Below are 18,944 nucleotides of genomic sequence, written 5' to 3' on the forward strand. Positions count from 1 at the left end.
GTCATCGTTCGTCGGCCTTGGCGGTCTGCCAGTGGCGCTCCATCTCATCGAGACCGGCCTCGCCGAACCTGCGTCCATCGCGGGCAAGCGCCTGTTCCACATGGCGAAAACGGCGCTCGAACTTGGCGTTGGTGTACCGCAGGCTGGCTTCCGGGTCGGCCTCGAGTCGACGGGCAAGATTGGTGACGGCGAAGAGCAGATCACCCACCTCTTCGCGAGCGTGTTCGATGTCGCTGCGACCCAGGGCCTCTTCGACCTCGGCGAGCTCTTCGCGAATCTTGTCGATGACCCCGTTGGTGTCCGGCCAATCGAAGCCGACCCGAGCGGCGCGCTTGGCGAGCTTCTGGGCACGGCTTAGCGCCGGCAGCGCCAGCGGCACGTCGTCGAGCACCGAAGGAGGTGCCGCCGAACGATCCGCACGCTCGTCCTCTTTCAGGCTCTCCCAACGGCTTTTCACCTGATGCTCGCGAACGCTGGTCGCCTCGATGCCGGGCGGGCGACGCGAGGCGAGCGTGCCGTCGGGAAACACGTGCGGGTGGCGGCGCAACATCTTGCGCACCAGCGTATTGACCACGTCATCGAAGTCGAAGCGCCCTTCCTCGGCGCCGAACTGAGCGTAGTACACCACCTGGAAGAGCAGATCGCCCAGCTCTCCGGGAAGCTCATCGAAAGCGCCGCGCTCGATGGCGTCGGCGACCTCGTAGGCCTCCTCGAGGGTGTGGGGCACGATGCTGTGCCAATCCTGCTGGACGTCCCAGGGGCAGCCCTGCTGCGGGTCGCGCAGCACGCGCATCAGCGCGAGCAGGTCGCTTACGTCGTGGCGCATTAGTGGCCTCCCTTGCGCGCGCGCTTTTCCGGGTCGGCGTCGCGCAGCCGGCGCACTTCGGTGACGTTGGGCAACTGCTGGATGCGCGAGAAAAGCCGCCCCAGGGTCTCGAGCCCGTCCACTTCGAGGGTGATGCGAAGCCTTGCGATGCTCTCGTCGGTATCGGTCAACGTATTGACCGCCAATACGTTGACCTTCTCGTTGCCTAGAAGCCCAGTCACGTCGCGCAGAAGCCCGGAGCGATCCCAGGCCTGGATCTCGATGGTCACCGGGTAGCGGGTGTGGGCGCGCTCGCCCCACTCCACCTCGATGATCCGCTGAGGCTCGTCCATGCGCAGTTGGAGCACGTTCGAGCACTCCTGGCGGTGAACCGTGACCCCCCGCCCCTGGGTGATGAAGCCGATGATCGGCTCGCCGGGTACCGGGTTGCAGCAGTTGGCCATGCTGGTCTTCAAGTTGCCAACGCCCAGCACGGTGATGTCGCTCTGGATCGCCTTGCTCGACTGGCGGCGCGGCTTGGCCAGAAGCCGCTCGAGCTGCTCCTGGTCGTCACTCTCGCCGAACAGCTGCTGGGCCTGGTGAAGCACCTGACCGATCCGCAAGTCGCCCGCGCCGAGGGCGGCGTACATGTCCTCGGCATTCTGGTAGTTGACCGTCTCGGCGAGTTTCTGGATATCGAGCCCATCGACGTCGAGGCGTTTCATCTCGCGCTCGAACAGCGCCCGGCCCTCTTCGAGATTCTGATCCCGCGCCTGGTGCTTGAACCAGGCCTGGATCTTGGCTCGGGCGCGAGAGGTACGCACGTACCCCAGGCTCGGATTGAGCCAGTCGCGGCTCGGCCCGCCCTTGGTAGCGGTCAGGATCTCGACCTGCTGGCCGGTCTTGAGCTTGTAGCTCAAGGGGACGATGCGCCCGTCGATCTTGGCACCCCGGCAGCGGTGGCCGATCTCGGTGTGTACCCGGTAGGCGAAGTCGATCGGCGTGGCGACGCGCGGAAGGTCGATCACGTGGCCATCCGGGGTGAAGACGTATATGCGATCCGGGGCGACATCGCTTGCCAATCCCTCGCGCAGATCGCCAAAGCCGCCAACCTCGTCCTGCCACTCGAGCACCTGCCTGAGCCAGGCGATCTTCTCTTCGTAGCTTCTGCTCTTGGCGTTGGTGTCATGGCCCTTGTAGCGCCAGTGGGCGCACACGCCAAGCTCCGCCTCGTCGTGCATGGCGAAGGTGCGAATCTGGATCTCGAGAACCTTGTTCTCGGGGCCAACCACCGCCGTGTGAAGTGACTGGTAGCCATTTTTCTTGGGGTTGGCGATGTAGTCGTCGAACTCGTTGGGCACGTGGTGCCAGCGCGAATGGACGATACCCAGCACCGTGTAGCAGTCGGTCACCGCAGGGACCAGGATGCGCACCGCGCGCACGTCGTGCACCTGGGAGAAATCGATGCGCTTGCGCTTCATCTTGCGCCAGATCGAGTAGATGTGCTTGGCACGGCCCTTGACGTCGAAGCGGTGGATGTTCTGGGCGCGCATCAAGGACTCGAGAGTACCCACCACGTCCTGGATGTAGCGGTCGCGGTCAAGGCGCTTTTCGGCCAGGAGCTTGGCGATGGTCTTGTAGTCGGCTTCGTGCAGATAGCGAAACGACAGATCCTCGAGCTCCCACTTGATCTGGCCGATGCCCAGGCGATGGGCGAGCGGCGCGTAGATGTCGGCGACCTCGCGGGCGACCTGCAGGCACTTGTCCCGCGGGGCGTCCTTGACCTGCCTGAGCGCGCAGGTGCGCTCGGCGATCTTGATCAACGCCACGCGCACGTCGCCCACCATGTTGACCAGCATCTTGCGCAGGTTCTCCTGCTGGTTGTGCTGGTTCATGCCGTGATTGGCGATCAGCGGATAGCTGATGGCGGCCATCTGCAGCACGCCGTCGATGAGCGTGGCGACTTCCGCACCGAAGCGCTTGGTGATGGTCTCGAGGCTGACCAGCTCCTCGCGCACGGCCCGGTAGAGCACCGCCGCCTCGAGCGCGGCCTGGTCGAGCTTAAGGTCGGCGAGGATGTCCGCCATTTCGAGGCCCATGCGAAAGTTGGAGCCCGGTGACAGCCACACGCGATGGGTCTGCGGCGCCTGGCGTTCGAGCACTTCGGCGAGCTCGCAGGCCTCGAGCAGTCGCTCGGGCTCGGGCAAGCGCACGTTTTCCTGAAGGCGCGCCATCCACTGCTGTATATCCACCTTTCCGCCTTGCGTCAGCGGCTGGTCCTCACGCACTTTCACCATGGCAATGACTCATCCTTTCAACTAACGGCGCTTTAGCCCGAATGCTTGAGTGTAGCGCCAACCTCGCTCAGCCGGCATGTTCGAACAGTAACAGCGTCTCGACGTGAGCGGTATGCACGAACATGTCCGCTACCGCCGCGTAGCGCACCCGGTACCCCGCGTTCACCAGAAGGGCTGCATCCCGGGCAAGGGTTGCCGGGTCGCAAGAAATGTAGGCAACCTGCTTCACCGGGCGCTCGCCGAGTGCCCGACAGACCGCTTCGGCGCCGTCGCGCGGCGGATCGAGCACCACGCAACATGGCTCGTCCAGGCCTTCGAAGAGCGCCCTCACCCGCGCCGCGTCGCTCAGATCCGCCTGTTCGGCGGCAAGCGAGACGCCGTTGCGCTCGGCGTTGTCCGCCATGCGCGCCACCATGACGGGGCTGCCCTCCACCGCCTGTACATGCGCGCCTTTGAGCGCCAGCGGCACGCTGAAATTGCCGATGCCGGCGAACAGATCCATCACCTTCGGCGCGGGCGTGGCCGCGAGTGTCGGGGCGAGCCAGCCGAGCACCCGCTCGACCATGCGCTGATTGGCCTCGGCATTGACCTGCAAAAAATCGCCGGGGGCGAAGCCCAGACGAACGCTGGAGTGAGCAAACTCGAGCGGATCCTCGAGCACGGGAGGCTCGACGTACCACTCGAGCGTGCGCTCCTCGCGCCCGACGAAGGCACCGACCCGCACGCCCTGCTCCTTCGCGAATGCTCGCCACGCCGCAGCATCGCCGGCATGTGCCTTGAGCTGGCGCACCAGTACCACCGACGCGCCGTCTGGCTTGATCACTTCCAGATGGCCGACGAGTCTCGGTGCCTCGAGTCGGCCCAGCAGCGCCTTGAGCGGGGTCAAGAGAGCGCTGAGTTCCGGCACCAGCACGTGACACTGCGCGATGTCGATCAGGTGATGGCTGCCTTGAGCACGAAACCCTAACAATACGTTGCCGCCTGCGTCGAGCTTGACGCCCAGGCGGGCGCGGCGGCGATAGTGCGCCGGCGCCCCGGCGATGAGCTCGATATCGCCCAGAGCGACGCCTTGGCGCGCCAGCAGCTCCCTGACCACGGTCTGCTTGTGGGCACGCTGGGCCGCGACGTTCATGTGCTGCAAGTCGCACCCGCCGCAGCGCTCGAAATAGGGGCACGGCGGCATGACGCGCGTCTCGGCATCGGTCAGGCGACGCTTGACGTGCGCTTCGTCGAAGCGCTTGCGCGTGGTGTGCACCGCGACCTCGACACGCTCCCCTGTCAGTGCCTTCTCGACGAAGACGGTCTTGCCTGCGGCATCGTGGGCGATGCCGCGCCCATCGTGGGCGAGCCGCTCGATGGTCAGCAGCGCATCGTCGGCTTGGCGCTTTGGCGTCTCCGGTTTGCGCGTCAGGCCGGACTTTCCCGACGAGGGGCGCGGGGGGCGTTTCTTACCCAGCATGAGCGATCAATCCTGCGGCGCGTAGATATTAGTGGAAAGGTAGCGATCGCCCCGGTCGCAGACGATGAACACGATCACCGCGTTCTCCACCCGTTCGGCGATACGCAGGGCGCCCGCCAGGCCTCCGCCGGAAGAGACGCCGGCGAGGATACCCTCTTCGCGCGCCAGGCGGCGCATGTGGTGCTCCGCCTCCTGCTGCCCGATATCGAGCACGGTATCGACGCGGGGGGCTTCGAAGATGGCCGGCAGGTACGCCTCGGGCCAGCGGCGAATGCCGGGGATGCTCGCCCCGTCCGCCGGCTGCAGGCCAACGATCTCGATGCCGGCGTTCTGCTCCTTGAGGTAGCGCGACACGCCCATGATGGTGCCGGTGGTGCCCATGGAGCTGACGAAATGGGTGATCTCGCCGCCGGTCTGCTCCCAGAGCTCGGGGCCGGTGGTGCGGTAGTGGGCCAGCGGGTTGTCCGGGTTGGCGAACTGATCGAGCGGCTTGCCTTCGCCGCGGGCGATCATGGCATCGGCGATGTCGCGCGCTTCCTCCATGCCACCCTCCTTGCTGGCCGACACGAGCCGGGCGCCGTAGGCGGCCATCGCCTGCTTGCGCTCGCTCGAGGCATTTTCCGGCATTACCAGCACCATCTGGTAGCCCTTGAGCGCGGCGGCCATGGCGAGTGCGATACCGGTATTGCCCGAGGTCGCCTCGATCAGGGTGTCACCCGGGGCGATCTCGCCGCGTGCCTCGGCTTCGTTGAGCATCGACAGCGCCGGGCGATCCTTCACCGAGCCGGCGGGATTATTGCCTTCGAGCTTGGCGAGCAGGGTATTGTTGCGACCGGCGGTGATACGCTTCAAGCGCACCAGAGGCGTGTGGCCGATCACATCTTCTAGCGAGGGATAGTGCATCGTGCATTCCTTATCGTCACCGTTATGTTGCATTATATCGGGGCTGTCTGTGACTGGACAGGCACCCCGTGAAATCAATGAGTTTTCAACATGTCCCTGCACACTCGTCTGCTGCTTGCCCTGCTGGGAATACCGCTTCTGGTCTACGCGGCCATGGCGGTGTTTCTGGTCGTCCAGAGCGACGCCACCCAGCAGGAGGTCTTCAAGGAGCGTCTTATAAGCGCCGGCGAAGTGCTCGCCCCCGGCCTCAATGACGCCATGATCGACAGCGACGCGATGCGCCTGGAGCGCCTTGCTCGCCAGCTGATGGAGCATCAGAACCTGCGCTCGGTATCCTTGTTCGACGCCCAGGGAAATCGAGTCCTGGTGCTGGGCCGGCCGCTTCTGGCCGCGCCACGCCTGAACGTGCCCAGCACCACCCGGGTGAGCAGTCATCAAGACACATTGCGCCTGCAGATGCCGCTGGCGGCCTTTCACGGTAACGAGGGCAACAGCGCCCGCTGGCTCGAAGCCGAGGTCAACGCCCGTGCGCTGCCCCAGGAGCGCTACAAGCTGATCGCGACGCTGAGCCTGGGCGCCGTGCTCCTGAGTCTTGTTCTGCTCTCCGTGGCGCTGTCGATCAGCCGCTACGTCACTTCGCCGCTCAAGCGCGCCAACCAGGCCCTCTACCGACTTTCCCACGGCGACTACCGGCAAAAGCTGAACGTGCATGACGCCAGCGAGTTCGACGAGCTGGGCCAGAACATCAACATCCTTGCCGACCATCTTCAACACGCCCAGCGCGACATGCAGAGCCAGATCGAGCAGGCGACCCGCGAGCTCTACGAATCGATGGAGACCATCGAAGAACAGAACATCCAGCTCGACATGGCGCATCGCAGTGCCGTGAAGGCCAACGCGGTGAAGTCGGAGTTTCTGGCCAATATGAGCCATGAGATTCGCACCCCGCTCAACGGCATCATCGGTTTTTGCCGCCTGCTCGGACGCTCTTCGCTCAACGCCCGTCAGCAGGGGTGGCTAAACCACGTTCATCGTGCCTGCGACAATCTCTTGATGCTGGTCAACGATGTGCTGGATTTCTCGAAACTCGAGGCCGACCAGTTGGTGCTCGAGGAGGTCGAGCTCGATATCGCCGTGCTGGTCGACGAAGTGGTGGGACTTTACGCGCCGGAGGCCCAGCGCAAGGAGCTCCACCTGCTCGCACTGGTCTACGACGACGTGCCGACGCCCTTGTGCGGCGACCCGCTGCGCATCCAGCAGATCCTCAACAACCTCATCAGCAATGCCTTGAAGTTCACCTGCGAGGGCGAAGTGGTGGTGCGGGTCACGCTCGACCGCGAACAGGGCCAGCACGTGGTGCTCAACGTCAGCGTCACCGATACCGGCATTGGTTTGAGCGAGAAGCAGCAGGAGGGTCTTTTCGACGCCTTTACCCAGGCCCAGCCAAGCCACTCGCGAGAATTTGGCGGCAGCGGCCTGGGGCTGAGCATCTGCCGCCAGCTCGTCCACCGCATGGGCGGCGAGATTGGCGTGGAGAGCAAGCCCGGACGCGGAGCATGCTTCTCGTTCACCTTGCCGATGCTGGCGCACGGCGCCGGCGCACGCACCCAGGAACTCGACCTGAACCAGGCGGTGGTGCGCTTGCACGAACCACATCGCCTTAGCCGCTACGCGCTGGAAAACTGGCTGACCGGCTGGGGCGCCAAGCCCGTTTCCTTCATCGACGCCGGGAAGGAAGAACTTCTGATCCTGAGCCTGGGACCCCTCGATTTCGTCGGCGAGCGACGTGATTACTGGCAGACCGTGATCGAGCAGGTCGAGTGTCCCACCCTGATCCTGGCAATGAGCCCGAGCTTCGATTTGCCGGACTGGCCGTTGCCTCGCGGTGGCGAGATCGTCTGCAAGCCTTTCACCCGTCAGCAGATGATCAAGTCGCTCACCACACTGCTGGGGCCCCGCGATGCTCTTCCAGCCCCGCCGGCGCCCTCCACGGGCACCCTCACCCAGACCCTCGAGATACTGATCGTCGACGACAACGTCTCCAATCGCGAGCTCTTGAAGGCGCTGCTGGACACCGAGCGGGTCAAGGTGACGCTTGCGGCCAGCGGTCGCGAAGCGCTGGCCCACGCCAGAGGGGTCTGTTTCGACCTGGTACTAATGGACATTCGCATGCCGGGAATGGATGGTGTGCAGACCAGCCGCGCGCTGCGCCGGCTAAGCGATGATTGGGCGCGCTGTCCGATCATCGCGGTGACCGCCCACGTGCCCCATCAGCAGCGCCAGCGCTGGCTCGCCCAAGGCCTCGACGACGTGCTGGTCAAGCCGTTGGACGAAAGCGCCTTGAATGCGCTGTTCGAGCGCTTTCTAGGCGTCAAGCTCGAGGGCATCGGCCGCGAGGCGCCGGCACTTGCGACGACTCTTCCCGTTACCCTACCCCCTGCGGCGATCGACCTCGAGCTTGGCAAGCGGCTGGCGGGGGGGAGCGAGCAGTTCGCCATCGCCCAGCTTCTGCGCTTGATTGAAAGCCTGCCGGAAGCCCGCGAGCAGATTCGGCAAACCCTGGAGCAGGAGGATCTCAAGCAGTTGCTGGAAGCGGTGCATCACTTGAACGGCGCCTGCCGCTACTGCGGCGCGCCGGCGCTGGCCAGCGCGACCGATGCGCTGGAAGGTGTGCTGCACCGTCAGCGCGAAGCACCGAACATGGCGCTCTTGAGAGAGCGTACGCAAGCGGTGTTAAGCGCGATGGACGAACTCGTCGACAAGGGCGGGGTGCTCGACTAGTCCTCGAGCACCACGAAGGCCACGGCGTACTCCGCTTCATCACTGAGCGTGACGTGGGCGGTGCGGGCGCCGCGCTGGCGAAAGAGGCGTAGCGCCTCATCGTCGAGCACGAGCTCGGGCTTGCCGAGGGCGTCGTTGAGCACCTGAATGTCGCGCCACTGCATGCCGGCACGAAGCCCCAGCCCCAGTGCCTTGACGAACGCCTCCTTGGCGGCGAAACGCTTGGCCAGATAGGCTGCCGGGCGACCCTTGTCGACCCAGTGCACGTACTCGCGCTCACCGAGAATGCGGCGAGCAAAGCGTTCGCCGTGACGCGCCATCGCCGTCTCGAAGCGTGCCACCCGGGCGATGTCCGAGCCGATCCCCAGGATCATCGTTCAGTGTCCGCAGCAGTGGCCCTGATGGGCGTGATCATGATCGTGCTCGAGCTCGTGGCTGTCGAGTGCCGCCATCAGCCCCGCCTCCTGGCCGGCGACGATGAGCCGTTTCATCTCGGCCACCGCCTCCTTGAGACCGACGAACAGCGCGCGGGCGATGATTGCATGGCCGATATTGAGCTCGTTGACCCCGGGCAGCGCGGCAACGGCTTCGGCGTTGTGATAGTGAAGCCCGTGGCCGGCGTTGACCACCAGGCCCAGGTTCGTGGCATGGACCGCGGCGCGGCTCAGGCGGGCATACTCGTCGTTGGCCGCTTGAGAGCCCGGGCGCGCCTCGGCGAAGGCACCGGTGTGCAGTTCGATGGTCGGCGCCCCGGCGCGGTGGGCGGCGTCGATCTGCTCGATCTCCGGGTCGATGAACAGCGACACGTCGCAGTCCGCCTTCGCCAGTCGCTCGCAGGCGGCCTTGACCTGATCGAAGCTTCCTATCACGTCGAGACCGCCCTCGGTGGTCAGCTCCTCGCGCTTTTCCGGCACCAGGCAGACGTGGGCCGGCGCGACCTCCTCGGCCAGCGCCAGCATCTCTTCGGTCACCGCCATCTCAAGGTTCATGCGCGTATTGAGCACTTCAGCCAGCAGGCGAACGTCCCGTGGCTGGATGTGCCTCCGATCCTCTCGCAGATGCACGGTGATGCCATCGGCGCCGGCCTCTTCGGCCAGCAGCGCCGCCTGGACCGGGTCCGGGTAGCGCGTACCGCGCGCCTGCCTGAGCGTGGCGATGTGATCGATGTTGACGCCGAGTAGAATCCGCGGGGGGTGCATAGCGTTCTCCGATGAAGTGGTGGTCACGAACGTGGGGGGGACAGCGCGCGGCGGCGCGCCAGATCGAGCATCAGCTCGCGCGAACGCAGCGCCCGATGCCCCAGATGGGGGGCAAGCGCGGCGCGCATCACCGCCTTGAGCGCGGAGGCCAGGCCCTCGGGCTCCCAGTCGCCTTGGTTGAGATAGCGCAACGCCCGTCCTTCGATGCCGCGCTCGGCGGGCACGAAGGCGCGACTCTCGGCATCGAAACGGTAGCGCTCCTGCGGGTCGAGCGCCCCCCCTGCCGGGGTACAAAAGCGCGGCGCCGCGCCCAGCGTATCGAGCAGCGCCCACTCGAAGCGGCGCAGCGCCAGCGCGCGGCGGCTGGGTGTCGGCAGCGCCTCGAGCAGCGCCCCGTAGAAAGCGAACACCTCCTGGGCGGGTAACTCCAGCGGCAGAAGGCGCGTAGCGATCTCGTTGGCGTAGAGCCCGCACAGCAGCCCCTCGCCGACCAGCAGCGCGGTCTGCCCGCGCGACTCCATCAAGGTCAGCCGCTTCAACTCGCGCTCGCCGCGCCAGGCGACGAACAAGGGAGTAAACGGCTGCAGGCGCTGGCGAGATTTCGAGCCGGGCCGCTGGCCGCCGTGGGCGACAGCGCGGATGCGGCCTTGCTCGAGGGTGAGCAGATCCACCAGCGCGCTGGTCTCGCGGTAAGGGCGCCGGTGGAGCAGAAACGCGGGCTCGGCCATGGTACGACTCAATCGAGGTCGTAACCCAGGCTCTTGAGTGCGCGCTCATCATCGGACCAGCCGCGCTTGACCTTGACCCACAGGTTGAGCATGACCTTGGTGCCGAGAGTGCGCTCCATATCCAGGCGCGCCTCGCGGCCAATGCTCTTGATGCGCTCGCCGTTCTCGCCGATCAGGATTACCTTCTGGCCCTGGCGCTCGACCAGGATCAGGGCGCTGATGTGGGTGACGCGCTCGGTCTCGCGAAACTCCTCGATCTCCACGGTCATCTGGTAGGGAAGCTCGTCGCCGAGCTGGCGCATGACCTTTTCGCGCACCAGTTCCGCCGCCATGAAACGCAGGCTCTTGTCGGTGATCTGGTCTTCCGGAAAGTAGTGGATGCCCTCGGGCAGGTACTTGGCGACCTCGGCTTCCAGCGCGTCGACCTGGGTGCCGTGCTTGGCGGAGATGGGAATCACCGCAGCGAACTCACGCCGCGCGCCCACTTCCGAAAGCCAGGGCAACAGCGTTGCCTTGTCCTGCAGGCGATCCACCTTGTTGACCGCCAGGATCACCGGCGCCTCGACGTGCTCGAGGCGCGACAGCACCGCCTGATCCTCGTCGGTCCAGCGGGTGCGATCGACGATGAACACCACGCAGTCGACATCGCGCAGCGCTTGGCTGGCAGCCTGGTTCATGAAGCGATTGATCGCCTTGTTGCGATCCTTGGACATGATGTGCATGCCCGGGGTATCCACATAGATAAACTGGGTCTCGTCGAGGGTCTTGATGCCCATGACCTGGTGGCGGGTGGTCTGAGGGCGCCGCGAGGTGATGGAAACCTTCTGCCCCAGAATGCGATTCATGAGGGTCGATTTGCCTACGTTGGGCCGCCCAACGATGGCCACGAAGCCGCAGGTTTGACTCATGATGGCTTGTCTCCGGGTGTCTTTTCGAGATGACCAAGCGCCTCTTCGGCGGCTTGCTGTTCGGCGTGGCGCCGGCTGGGGCCCTTACCGGTCGTATGCTCGCTCAAGAGCTCGATATAGCACTCGACGGTAAAGGTCTGAGCGTGGGCTTCGCCTTTGACCGACACCACCTCATAACGAGGCAGCGCCGCCTGGCGCGACTGCAAGAACTCCTGCAGCCGGGTCTTGGGGTCTTTCTGGGTATCCTGCAGCGAGGTGCTGTCGAGGCGCTCGGCGTACCAGGCGAGTACCCGTTCGCGCACGGCATCCATGCCTGCATCCAGGTAGATGGCGCCGATCACCGCTTCGACCGCATCGGCGAGGATCGACTCGCGGCGATGGCCGCCGCTTTTCATCTCGCCGGAGCCCAGGCGCAGGCATTCGCCGAAAGCCATTTCGCGGGCGAGTTCCGCCAGGGTCTGGCCTTTCACCAGTCGCGCACGCAGCCGGGAAAGCTGCCCTTCGCGGGCCTGGGGAAAGCGCTGGAAGAGCGCCTCGGCGATGACGAAGTTGACGATCGAGTCGCCCAAAAACTCTAGGCGCTCGTTGTTGCGCCCACCGAAGCTTCGGTGGGTCATGGCCAGCTCCAGAAGCGACTCGTCGCCAAAGGTGTAGCCGATCCGTCGGCAAAAAGCGTTCAGGGAATTACTCACGATGCTCCTACGTCTGCGACGTTAAACAAGGGTGCCGGGGCGGCGACAAGGTCGATACGGCTCATTCGATGCGCCGGACGCTGGAGAAGCTTGGCAGGCCGCCATCCCAGTGCATCCAGACGGCGAAGGCGCGACCGACGATGTTCTCCTCGGGCACGAAGCCCCAGTAGCGACTGTCGTTGGACTGGTCACGATTGTCGCCCATCATGAAATACTCGCCCTCCGGCACCACGACCTCGCCCATCTGCGGGCCGGGGTCGCGGGGATTGTTGTAGATGGCGTGGCGAACCGAGCCCAGCCGTTCTTCCAATAATAGCTGCTGGGGAGAGCCTGCGGGGCCCTCTTCGATCAAGGTCTTGGCGACGGGTTCGCCGTTGACGTAGAGCTGCTTGCCCTCGTAGCGAATGCGATCGCCAGGCAGCCCCACCACGCGCTTGATGAAGTTGACCGAGGGCTCGTCGGGGAAACGGAAGACCATCACCTCGCCGCGCTCGGGCTCGTCCACCTCGAATACCTTGGTATGCACCACCGGCAGGCGCAGCCCGTAGGCGAACTTGTTGACCAGGATGAAGTCGCCCACCTCCAGGGTCGGGCGCATCGAGCCCGAAGGGATCTGGAACGGCTCCACGATGAAGCTTCTGACCACCAGCACCACCAGCAGCACCGGGAACAGCGAGCGCGAGTAGTCGATGGGCCACGGCTCCTTCTCGAGCTTCTCCCGGGTGGCGGCGTCCAGGCCGTCGTGGGAGGCCGCTTCGGCGCTCGCCACGCGCTTTTGGCGCCGCGGGCGAAACCAGAGGGCATCCAGCAGATAGATGATCCCGGTGACGATGACGGCCAGTACCAGCAGTAGTGAAAAATCCATGAGGGTGTCGTCTTCCTAGTCGTTGACCTTGAGCACGGCGAGGAAGGCATCCTGGGGAATCTCGACGCGCCCCACCTGCTTCATCCGTTTCTTGCCGGCCTTCTGCTTTTCCAAGAGTTTCTTCTTGCGGCTGACGTCGCCGCCGTAGCACTTGGCCGTGACGTTCTTGCGCAGCGCCTTGACCGTCGAACGGGCCACCACCTGGCCGCCGATGGCCGCCTGGATCGCCACGTCGAACATCTGGCGCGGAATCAGCTCCTTCATCTTCTCGACCAGCAGCCGCCCGCGGGAGTGAGCGTGGTCGCGGTGGATGATGACCGCCAGGGCGTCCACCTTGTCGCCGTTAATCAACACGTCCAGGCGTACCAGCTTGGAGGTCTGGAAGCGCTCGAAATTGTACTCCAGGGACGCGTAGCCCTTGGAGATCGACTTCAGCCGGTCGAAGAAGTCCATCACCACTTCCGACATGGGCAGCTCGTAGGTGAGCTGGATCTGGTTGCCGAGGAACTGCATGTCGAGCTGGGTGCCGCGGCGCTGCTCGCACTCGGCGATAACGTTGCCGACGAACTCCTGGGGCACCAGGATGCTGGCGCGCACGATGGGCTCGCGCATCTCGTCGACGTCCGCCATATCGGGCAGCTTCGAGGGGTTGGAGACATAGCGGGTCTCGCCGTTCTTCATGGCGAGTTCGTAGACTACCGTCGGCGCGGTGGTCAGCAGATCCAGGTCGTATTCGCGCTCGAGGCGCTCCTGGATGATTTCCATGTGCAGCGTGCCGAGAAAGCCGACGCGAAAGCCGAAGCCCAATGCATCGGAGTTTTCCGGCTCGTACTCGAGGGAGGCGTCGTTGAGCGCCAGCTTCTCGAGAGCGTCACGGAAGTCCTCGTAGTCGTCGGCACTGACCGGGAACATGCCCGCGTAGACCTGGGGCTTGACCTTCTGAAAGCCCGGCAGGCGTGCGACGTCCGGCGTCTTGGTGTGGGTGATGGTATCCCCCACCGGCGCCCCGTGGATCTCCTTGATGCCGGCGACGACAAAGCCCACCTCGCCGGCACGCAGGATCCCGGTCTCCTTGCGCAGCGGCGTGAAGATGCCGACTTCCGAGGTTCCCCAATCGCGCCCGGTGGACTTGATGCGGATCTTGTCGCCCTTTTTGAGCGTGCCGTCGAACAGCCGCACCAGCGACACCACGCCGAGGTAGTTGTCGAACCAGGAATCGATGATCAGCGCCTGCAGCGGTGCGTCGGGATCGCCCTTGGGCGGCGGGATGTCGCGCACCAACCGCTCGAGCAGCCCGTCGATGCCGATGCCGCTTTTCGCCGAGACCTGGCAGGCGTCGGTGGCATCGAGCCCGATGATCTCTTCGACCTCTTGGGCGACGCGGTCCGGGTCGGCCTGGGGCAGGTCTATCTTGTTGAGTACCGGCAATACCTCGAGCCCCTGCTCGATGGCGGTATAGCAGTTGGCCACCGACTGCGCCTCGACCCCCTGGGCGGCATCGACGACCAATAGCGCCCCTTCACAGGCGTAGAGCGAGCGCGACACTTCGTAGGAGAAGTCGACGTGGCCCGGGGTATCGATGAAGTTGAGCTGGTAGACCTGGCCATTGGCGGCGGTGTAGTCCAGCGTCACCGACTGCGCCTTGATGGTGATGCCGCGCTCGCGCTCGATGTCCATCGAGTCAAGCACCTGCTCCTTGAGTTCGCGCTCGGTCAGACCGCCACAGGTCTGGATCAGGCGATCGGACAGGGTCGACTTGCCGTGATCGATGTGCGCGATGATGGAAAAATTTCTTATATGCTTGATCTTGCTATCGTTTTCTTGGGTCATTAGCCGTATGAATCCGGTATGGGGTCGCAACTACGAGTGATTGATCGGACGGCTCGGCGCGTCGCACTAAAAGGTTTGCGGCATTGTACCGTTAGCAAGACGCGGGTGCTATGTTCATCGCTGGCAGCCCCCGACAGCACAACGCCCGGGCGAGCCCGGGCGTTGCACGATACGCGTGGGTCGCTTGCAGCCTACTCCAGGCGCAGCGCCACGAACAACGAGCGGCCATCGCGGTAGAGCCGCACGGGAATGGCGCGATCGCTCGGCAGTTCTTCGACGATGCTCATCAGCTCGTCGGCGGAGGAGACACTCTTGTGATCGACACTGACCAGGATGTCGCCGGGTAAAAGGCCCGCCTCGGCGGCGACGCTGCCAGCTTCGACCTGATGCACCTCGACACCGCCGCTGATGCCGAGGCGCTCCTTGAGCTCGCCGTCCAGCTCACCGACACTCACGCCCAGGCGCACCTGTTCGTTGCTGCCCTGGGAGCCGTCCTGTTCGGCGTCCGGCCAGCTGCCGAGTTCGACGGTCTCCTCGATCTGCTGACCATCGCGCATCACGGTGAGCGACACGTCGCTGCCCGGGGCGACACGTCCGATCAAACGCGGCAGCGTACTGGAACGGTCCACCTCTTCGCCATTGACGCCGGTGATCACGTCGCCGGCCTGCAAGCCTCCCTGGGCTGCGGGACCGTCCGGGTCGAGATCGGCGATGAGTGCACCGATGGCGTCCTGCATGCCGAAGGACTCTGCCAGGTCGCGGGATACCGGCTGGATCATCACGCCGAGCCAGCCGCGGTTCACGTGACCATCCTCGCGCAGTTGATCGGCCACGTTCATGGCGACGTTGATCGGAATGGCGAAAGAGAGCCCCATGAAACCGCCACTGCGGGTAAAGATCTGCGAATTGATGCCGACCACTTCGCCGTCGAGGTTGAACAGCGGGCCGCCGGAGTTGCCGGGGTTGATCGCCACGTCGGTCTGGATGAACGGCACGTAGGCATCGCGCGGCAGCGTGCGGTTGATGGCACTGACGATGCCAGCGGTCACGGAGTGATCGAAACCGAAGGGCGAGCCGATGGCCGCGACCCACTCCCCGACCTTGAGTTCGTCGGAGTTGCCCAGGTTGAGCACCGGCAGGTTGTTGGCGTCGATCTTCAAGAGCGCAACGTCGGTCTGGGGGTCGCTGCCGACGAGCTCCGCTGCAAGCTCGCGGCGATCGTTGAGGCGCACGAGAATCTCATCGGCATCCTGTACCACGTGGGCGTTGGTCATGACGTAGCCATCGGCGCTGATCACGAACCCTGATCCCAAGGACTGACGCTCCTCACTGTGGTTCGGCGCGTCTCCGTGCGGTGAAGGGAAGCTGTCGCCGAAGAAGTGACGAAAGATCTCGGGAATCTCCTGTCCACCGAAGCCCCGCATGTCCGGGCCGCTGCGCTGGATCGTTCGGCTCGTCGAGATATTCACCACCCCGGGGGCGGCATCCTCGACGAGCGCGGTAAAGTCGGGAAGATTTTGAGCATGGGCGCTTTGGCCCAGCACCAACAGCGTCATCATGCATAGCCAGAGCGAGTAGGAAACAACCGAACGCTTCATGCGAAAGCTCCTAGTCAAGCAAGTACCAAGCGAAGGGAGGGGAAACACGGCTTTCAAAGCCGTGCGACACATCAAAGACCGATATCGAAAAGAAGCGTTCCATTTGCCTGCGAACTAGCTTTACCTTGGAACGAGAAGCGCGGGGCGAGAAGACGCATGACATGGCGGGCAGCCCTCGCGTGCTCAGGAAGGGGGAGCGCCGAGTTCGATGGACTGCACGATGCGACGCACCTGTGCAGCGGGCAGCTCGCCGATCCCTACCAATTGCCAGGGCTCGTCATCGAACTCGACGAGCTCGATGGCAACCGACGATACCCCCAGCGTATAGACTCCCGAAACCAATGGCTGATCGGCGACGGGCGTGGCGAAAACACTGATCGACGCCAGCCCGTCGCTGTAAAACCGCTGGGGGAGCGGATCGTCTCCGGTAATCAACGCCGGCTGGGCAACGAACCCATCGGGTAGCCAGTTGACGTCCAGCGCAGCATCGACCTCCTCCCTTCCCTCTTCATCGACGAGCGGGCCATCGTAGAGCTCGGGTGACTGCAGCTGGGTCATCTGGAACGTCTCGATCACCCGCTCCTGAGCATCCCTGAGTTCGTGCTTGAGCAGCAACCCCGTCTCCTCGTCCACCCACCAGGTATGCATATAGCGATTCTCGTCGAAAGGATCGAAGCGCAATCGCGAGGCGACCCGCCCGGCGATGCGCTCCTCGTTCTCGATGGTGACGGCATAGAACTGCTCGACGTGCAGAGCCCAAGCTTCGGGAGAGGCGCGTTCATCCGGCGAGGAATCGGGAACAAACCAGGCGAGCCTGCCCGCCTGGGAGCGACGCTCGACGCTGATGGAGGGCCCATCGAGATGCTGGACCACCTGCTGACGTACGCCGTCGTTGATGCGATGGGAGAGTGCCAGCGTACGCACGCCAAGACTATCGATGGAGACCGCTCGCGCCTGGTACTCGTAGCATTGGCTGGCCAGCATGCTGCGCACCAGCCATCGTTCGACGTCGTCTTGAGGTGCTTGAACGAGTTCGGGACGCGAGCAGACTGGATTGGGAGAGGCCTGCGACGATATGTCGTCGGCAAGGGCGGGCAGCGCCAACAATCCAAGCGAGGCAACGCTCGCACCGATCAGCAGGCGCCGCGCCTGGAAAACTCGTTCACCGCTCACACGCATGTCATCCCATCGACCAAGGAAGGTGTCATCGATTGTCGATCAACGCTGCCCGAGCGGTTCAACCGCCGACGACGAACGCAGAAGCGGCATCCAGCTATCCCCGCTACCACCCGCGGCGCCTTGAGCATGCTGCTCGAGGTAGGTCTGCAGCAGGCGAATCTGATCGCTGTCCATGGCGCTGGTCGGCGCCGAAAAGGTCTGGGCGGCGGTAGTAGCCGCTGGCGCGCCGGGAACGGACTCGCTGACGTTCATGAAACCACTGCGCCCCGTCTGGCCGTTAATGCGAAACGCAGTAGGCTCGAACATCGGCATATCGGCCTGGCTTGCCGAAAGACCGACTGGCTGCACTTGAGCACCGCTATCCACGGAGGTCGAGGCAAGATCGCTACTGCCTTGCGAGGCCTGACGAGGTGAACCGTCGCTGTTCAGGAACTGGACGCCGGTAATCACCATCAGTGATACCGCCGCCGCGACACCGGCCCCGCGGGCGAAGGAAACCCGCGTATGGCGCTGGGTGCTGGCCGCGGCAGGCGCATCCGCCAACGGGGCAGGCTCATCCTGAAGTCGAGCGAGAATGCCAGCGGAGAGATCGACACTGACATCGACCGAGCGCTCGCGCTGCATCATGCTGCGTGCGAGATGATAACGCCGCCAGGTGTCGGCCGAATCGCTCTCGCCGGGTAGCGCTTTCAACACTCGGCGCAGCTCGAGCTCATCGCTCTCGCCATCCATCAACGCCGAAAGTGATTCTCGTGTATTCAAACTCATACTTCACACCCTCACGCTAAATTTGGAAAACGTCTATAGCCGCTCTGGAACGTATCGGCTAGCGCATTTTCTCGGGCCAAGGCTTGGATTTCGCGAGTTCCCGATGGCTTCTTTTCAAGCTCGAAATCAGGGAGCCCCTCAATACGCTCGACGTTTCAATACTGGTCAATCTGGTCAAGCTCTATGACGCCATTAGCGAGCGACAGTTCACAAAAAAAATCAAATCGATGCCTTGCCGGCATCGCCTTCACTCTTCGCGACTGTTGCGCGCCGTGCTGATCAACGGACGAATATGTTCGTCGACCGCCTCGCGCGCCCGGAAGATGCGCGAGCGCACCGTACCCACCGGGCACTGCATGACCTGAGCGATATCCTCGTAAGCCAGCCCGTCGAGTTCGCGCAGGGTAATGGCGGTACGCAGGTCGTCGGGAAGCTTCTCGATCGCTTCAAACACCGCAGCCTCGAGCTGGTCTCGCGCGAAAGCCGCCTCGGGGGACTCGCTGTCCGCCAGCCGGCCGCTCTGGTCGAGTACCTCGGCATCGACGATATCGAGATCGCTTCCCGGTGGACGACGACCGCGCGATACCAGGTGGTTCTTGGCCGTATTGATGGCGATACGGTACATCCAAGTATAGAACGCGCTTTCGGCGCGAAACTTCCCCAGCGCGCGGTACGCCTTGATGAACGCTTCCTGCGCGACATCCTGTACTTCGCCGTGATCATGAACGTAGCGTCCGATCAGGCCAATGATCTTGTGCTGGTACTTCTTGACCAGCAGGTCGAAGGCACGGGTATCGCCTTTCTGGGCACGTTCGACGAGCTGCTGGTCCGTTTCACGAGTGCCCATTCACACGCCCCTCCAGCTCGAACGATCTATGTCGAGCCCTACTTCCTCTCGCCCCCCTGAGCGGGCTTTAACAGCATGCAGCATA

At 64.1% G+C, this 18,944-nt stretch carries 16 protein-coding genes; 1 reads left to right on the forward strand and 15 read right to left on the reverse strand.

Annotated features, from left to right (window positions below; genetic code table 11):
- Window position 1 precedes the first annotated feature (1 nt).
- The 4 genes from mazG to cysM all read right to left on the reverse strand — a co-directional run bounded on the left by mazG (window position 2) and on the right by cysM (window position 5,464).
- Window positions 2-826: a nucleoside triphosphate pyrophosphohydrolase gene (gene mazG, locus GEV37_RS13335; protein ID WP_227390747.1), complete on the reverse strand. Its 825-nt coding sequence runs from the start codon at window positions 824-826 to the stop codon at window positions 2-4.
- The gene (gene relA / locus GEV37_RS13340) at window positions 826-3,102 is read right to left on the reverse strand and encodes a GTP diphosphokinase (RefSeq protein WP_227390748.1); all 2,277 of its coding nucleotides are present in this window, start codon (window positions 3,100-3,102) and stop codon (window positions 826-828) included. The genes mazG and relA overlap by 1 nt, the downstream gene beginning before the upstream one ends.
- 67 nt (window positions 3,103-3,169) lie before the next feature.
- The gene (locus tag GEV37_RS13345; RefSeq protein WP_227390749.1) at window positions 3,170-4,561 is read right to left on the reverse strand and encodes a TRAM domain-containing protein; all 1,392 of its coding nucleotides are present in this window, start codon (window positions 4,559-4,561) and stop codon (window positions 3,170-3,172) included.
- 6 nt (window positions 4,562-4,567) lie between these two features.
- Window positions 4,568-5,464, reverse strand: coding sequence for a cysteine synthase CysM (gene cysM / locus GEV37_RS13350; RefSeq protein ID WP_227390750.1), 897 nt, complete (start codon window positions 5,462-5,464; stop codon window positions 4,568-4,570).
- A 90-nt stretch (window positions 5,465-5,554) separates the two neighbouring features.
- Here cysM and GEV37_RS13355 point away from each other — a divergent pair, with 90 nt between their 5' ends.
- The gene (locus GEV37_RS13355) at window positions 5,555-8,245 is read left to right on the forward strand and encodes an ATP-binding protein (RefSeq protein ID WP_227390751.1); all 2,691 of its coding nucleotides are present in this window, start codon (window positions 5,555-5,557) and stop codon (window positions 8,243-8,245) included.
- Here the strand turns inward: GEV37_RS13355 and acpS are convergent.
- From acpS to rpoE, 11 genes are all read right to left on the reverse strand, one after another.
- On the reverse strand, window positions 8,242-8,619 hold the full coding sequence (gene acpS, locus GEV37_RS13360) for a holo-ACP synthase (RefSeq protein WP_227390752.1): 378 nt from the start codon (window positions 8,617-8,619) through the stop codon (window positions 8,242-8,244). The genes GEV37_RS13355 and acpS overlap by 4 nt on opposite strands.
- A 3-nt stretch (window positions 8,620-8,622) precedes the next feature.
- Window positions 8,623-9,444, reverse strand: coding sequence for a pyridoxine 5'-phosphate synthase (gene pdxJ / locus GEV37_RS13365; RefSeq protein ID WP_227390753.1), 822 nt, complete (start codon window positions 9,442-9,444; stop codon window positions 8,623-8,625).
- 23 nt (window positions 9,445-9,467) lie between these two features.
- A complete protein-coding gene (gene recO / locus GEV37_RS13370; protein ID WP_227390754.1) occupies window positions 9,468-10,172 on the reverse strand; it encodes a DNA repair protein RecO in 705 nt (234 codons plus the stop codon).
- An 8-nt stretch (window positions 10,173-10,180) separates the two neighbouring features.
- Window positions 10,181-11,080 (reverse strand): GTPase Era, encoded by a 900-nt coding sequence (era, locus tag GEV37_RS13375; RefSeq protein WP_227390755.1) that lies wholly within the window; start codon window positions 11,078-11,080, stop codon window positions 10,181-10,183.
- The gene (gene rnc / locus GEV37_RS13380) at window positions 11,077-11,772 is read right to left on the reverse strand and encodes a ribonuclease III (protein WP_227390756.1); all 696 of its coding nucleotides are present in this window, start codon (window positions 11,770-11,772) and stop codon (window positions 11,077-11,079) included. Before rnc ends, era begins: the two co-directional genes overlap by 4 nt.
- 61 nt (window positions 11,773-11,833) lie before the next feature.
- Complete coding sequence (gene lepB, locus GEV37_RS13385; RefSeq protein WP_227390757.1) at window positions 11,834-12,637, reverse strand: signal peptidase I; 804 nt, start codon at window positions 12,635-12,637, stop codon at window positions 11,834-11,836.
- A 15-nt stretch (window positions 12,638-12,652) separates the two neighbouring features.
- Window positions 12,653-14,467 carry a translation elongation factor 4 gene (gene lepA / locus GEV37_RS13390; RefSeq protein ID WP_227390758.1) on the reverse strand — a complete coding sequence of 605 codons (1,815 nt, stop codon included), beginning with the start codon at window positions 14,465-14,467 and terminating at the stop codon, window positions 12,653-12,655.
- A 191-nt stretch (window positions 14,468-14,658) separates the two neighbouring features.
- A complete protein-coding gene (locus GEV37_RS13395; protein WP_227390759.1) occupies window positions 14,659-16,065 on the reverse strand; it encodes a DegQ family serine endoprotease in 1,407 nt (468 codons plus the stop codon).
- A 183-nt stretch (window positions 16,066-16,248) separates the two neighbouring features.
- Entirely contained in the window at window positions 16,249-17,238 is a 990-nt protein-coding gene (locus GEV37_RS13400; protein WP_386110482.1) for a MucB/RseB C-terminal domain-containing protein, read from the reverse strand.
- A gap of 45 nt (window positions 17,239-17,283) precedes the next feature.
- Window positions 17,284-18,012: a sigma-E factor negative regulatory protein gene (locus tag GEV37_RS13405; protein WP_227390761.1), complete on the reverse strand. Its 729-nt coding sequence runs from the start codon at window positions 18,010-18,012 to the stop codon at window positions 17,284-17,286.
- A gap of 247 nt (window positions 18,013-18,259) precedes the next feature.
- The gene (gene rpoE / locus GEV37_RS13410; protein ID WP_227390762.1) at window positions 18,260-18,859 is read right to left on the reverse strand and encodes an RNA polymerase sigma factor RpoE; all 600 of its coding nucleotides are present in this window, start codon (window positions 18,857-18,859) and stop codon (window positions 18,260-18,262) included.
- Window positions 18,860-18,944 lie beyond the last annotated feature (85 nt).

The organism is Vreelandella malpeensis, assembly GCF_020622355.1.
Lineage (GTDB): Bacteria > Pseudomonadota > Gammaproteobacteria > Pseudomonadales > Halomonadaceae > Vreelandella > Vreelandella malpeensis.